3 protein-coding genes are annotated in these 2,941 nt (G+C 69.5%); 2 read left to right on the top strand and 1 reads right to left on the bottom strand.

The window, feature by feature from the left end:
- A partial coding sequence (gene rplL / locus ACTHNQ_RS16965; protein ID WP_440335129.1) for a 50S ribosomal protein L7/L12 occupies window positions 1-273 on the top strand: 273 nt, incomplete at its 5' end.
- A gap of 65 nt (window positions 274-338) precedes the next feature.
- On the opposite strand, the gene ACTHNQ_RS16960 is transcribed toward rplL, so the two are convergent.
- Window positions 339-1,376: a LacI family DNA-binding transcriptional regulator gene (locus tag ACTHNQ_RS16960; protein ID WP_018172775.1), complete on the bottom strand. Its 1,038-nt coding sequence runs from the start codon at window positions 1,374-1,376 to the stop codon at window positions 339-341.
- 240 nt (window positions 1,377-1,616) lie between these two features.
- On the opposite strand from ACTHNQ_RS16960, the gene ACTHNQ_RS16955 reads away from it, so the two are divergent.
- Window positions 1,617-2,941, top strand: a 1,325-nt coding sequence (locus ACTHNQ_RS16955) for an ABC transporter substrate-binding protein (RefSeq protein WP_440335128.1), incomplete at its 3' end; no start/stop codon positions are given.

The following is a 2,941-nucleotide window of genomic DNA, read 5'->3' as shown; positions in this document are numbered from 1 at the left end:
GCTCCCGTCGCCGTTGCCGGCGCCGGTGGCGCGGGTGCCGCGGCCGAGGTCGAGGAGGAGAAGGACTCGTTCGACGTCATCCTCGAGGCTGCCGGCGACAAGAAGATCCAGGTCATCAAGACGGTCCGCGAGCTCACCTCGCTGGGCCTCGGCGAGGCCAAGGCGCTCGTTGACGGCGCTCCGAGCCCCGTCCTCGAGGGCGCGAACAAGGAGACGGCCGACAAGGCCAAGGCCGCCCTCGAAGAGGCCGGCGCGACGGTTACCCTCAAGTAATCTCGTTCCCTTCACGAAAGCCCCGGGTGTTCGCACCCGGGGCTTTCGTCGTGCGGGCGAGCGTGTCAGGGACCGACGCCGATGATCGCGGACGCATCGTCGTCGACCGGAGCCGTGGAGTTGCGCACGACGAGGGGCGACGGCTCGTACAGGCGGTGCGTGGGGACGCCGGGCTCGTCGATCTGGCGCAGCAGCAGCTCCGCTGCCGCGCGCCCCTGCTGGTGCGGGCGCTGCTGCAGGGTCGTGAGCGAGAACATGTCGGCGTAGGCGTGGTCGTCGATGCCGACGACGCTGAGACGCTCGGGCACGCGGATGCCGAGTCGCCGGGCTGCGATGATCGCGCCCACGGCCACCTCGTCGCACACCCCGACGATCGCCGTCGGGCGCGTGCGGCGGTCGCCGAGCAGGTCGACGGCGGCGCCGTAACCTCCCGGCATCGCGACCTCGGACTGGACGTGGCGAGCGGATGCCGCCAGCCCGGCGTCGTGCATCGCCGACAGGTAGCCGTCGAGCCGGCGGCCGTCGCCGAAGCTCGTGCGCCGACCGTCGGGGTCGCCGCCGAGGAACACGATGTCGTGGTGACCGAGCCCGATCAGATGGTCGGTGGCGATGCGTGCCGCGGCCTCGTCGTCGATCGAGACGGCATTGGTGCCGACGTCGTACCCGCCGACGCTCACGACCGGTTTGCCGAACGCCACCAGGCGCTCCAGTTCGTGGGCGTTCGGCTCGATGCCGATCGCGATGAGCCCGTCGAACCTCTTGCGCGCGAGGAAGTGCTCGAACATCTCGCGGCGCGCCGCGGACTCGGGCGGGGCGCCGTACAGGGCGAGGTCGTACTTGCGCTCGAGCAGCGCGTCCTGGACGCCCTCCAGCACCTGTGCGAAGAACCATCGGTCGAGCGTGGGCATGACGACGCCGATCGTCTGGGTGCGGCCCGTCACGAGGCTAACCGCGCTCGTGGTGGGGACGTAGCCGAGGGCGGCGGCGGCATCCCTCACCCGCTCGCGCGTCGCCTGCGAGACGTACCCGCCGCCCGTCAGCGCGCGCGACGCGGTCGACTTCGACACGCCCGCTGCCCGCGCCACTTCGGCGATGCCCGCCATCGGGTCCTCCTCGCACTCCGACGACCGCCGTGTCGCCGAAAACTGGAACCGGTTCCAGCGTTCATCATGCCCTGATCGCCTGCGGCCCGCCACCCGGAGCGCCCTGTTTACCGACTTGTGATCCGCGGTCATTGTGCGGCTGTGCGGCATCCCCTAGCGTGAGCATGGAATCGGTTCCCGATCTCTCACGGGCGGGGGCACTGAGGTGAGCCCCGCGTACTCAAGGAGGAGGCAGCGAACATGACTGCACTGCGATCACGTCGTCGGCACGGCTACGTCGCGCTGGGGCTCACGGCCATCGCGGCTGTGACCCTCGCGGGCTGTGCGGAGGGCGGTGACAGCGGCGACTCTGGCGACAGCAAGACGGTCCAGATCTCCGGCGGCATCACCGGCTCCGAAGCCGACAACCTGCAGAAGTCGTTCGATCAGTTCACGAAAGACACCGGCATCAAGGTGGTCTACACGGGCGACAAGGGCTTCGAGGGCAACATCGTGACGAAGGTCGCGGGAGGCTCCGCGCCCGACATCGCCATCGTCCCGCAGCCGGGCCTGCTCGCCTCGCTCGTCGGCACCGGCGAGGTCAAGGAGGGCACCAAGGAGGTCTCCGACAACGTCGACAAGTACTGGGCCCCGGCCTGGAAGGACTACGGCAGCGTCGACGGCACGTTCTACGCCGCCCCGATGCTCGCCAACGTCAAGGGCTACGTCTACTACTCGCCCAAGAGCTTCCAGGAGTGGGGCGTCGAGGTTCCCAAGACGTGGGACGACCTGCTGACGCTCACCAAGACGATCCAGGAGAAGACGGGCACCGCACCGTGGTGCGCCGGCTTCTCGTCGGGCGACGCGTCGGGCTGGCCCGGCACCGACTGGGTCGAGGACCTGGTCCTCCGCCAGGCGGGCGCCGACGTCTACGACAGCTGGGCCGCGGGCGACACCCCGTTCACCGACCCCGACATCGAGGCCGCGTTCGACTCGGTCGGCGAGATCCTGCTCGACCCGAACTACGTCAACGCCGGCTTCGGCGACGTCAAGAGCATCAACTCGACGGCGTTCGGCGACGTCGCGGCCAAGATCGCGGACGGCTCGTGCGCGCTGACCCACCAGGCGTCGTTCCTGACGGCAAACCTGCTGACGGTCAAGACCGCCGACGGCGCGGAGCCGAACATCGCCCCGGACGGCGACGTGTACGCGTTCGTGCTGCCGGGCATCAAGGAGGGCGACCAGTCGGTCGAGGGTGGCGGCGAGTTCGTCACCGCGTTCTCGGACGACAAGAACACCCAGAAGGTGCTCGAGTACATGTCGACGCCGGAGTTCGCCGACGCCCGCGTGAAGCTGGGCGGCGCGATCTCGGCCAACACGGGTGCGGACCCGTCGCTGGCGTCCAGCCAGTTCCTGACCGAGGCCATGGAGCTGCTGCAGGACCCGGCCACGACGTTCCGCTTCGACGCGTCCGACCTGATGCCGGCCAGCGTCGGTTCGGGCTCGTTCTGGCGCGGCATGGTCGACTGGATCGACGGAAAGCCGACGCCGCAGGTGCTGACCGACATCCAGGCCGGTTACAAGGA

The sequence above is a fragment of the Microbacterium sp. genome (assembly GCF_051953575.1).
Classification (GTDB): Bacteria; Actinomycetota; Actinomycetes; order Actinomycetales; family Microbacteriaceae; genus Microbacterium.
This window is presented reverse-complemented; position numbering and strand designations above follow the sequence as displayed.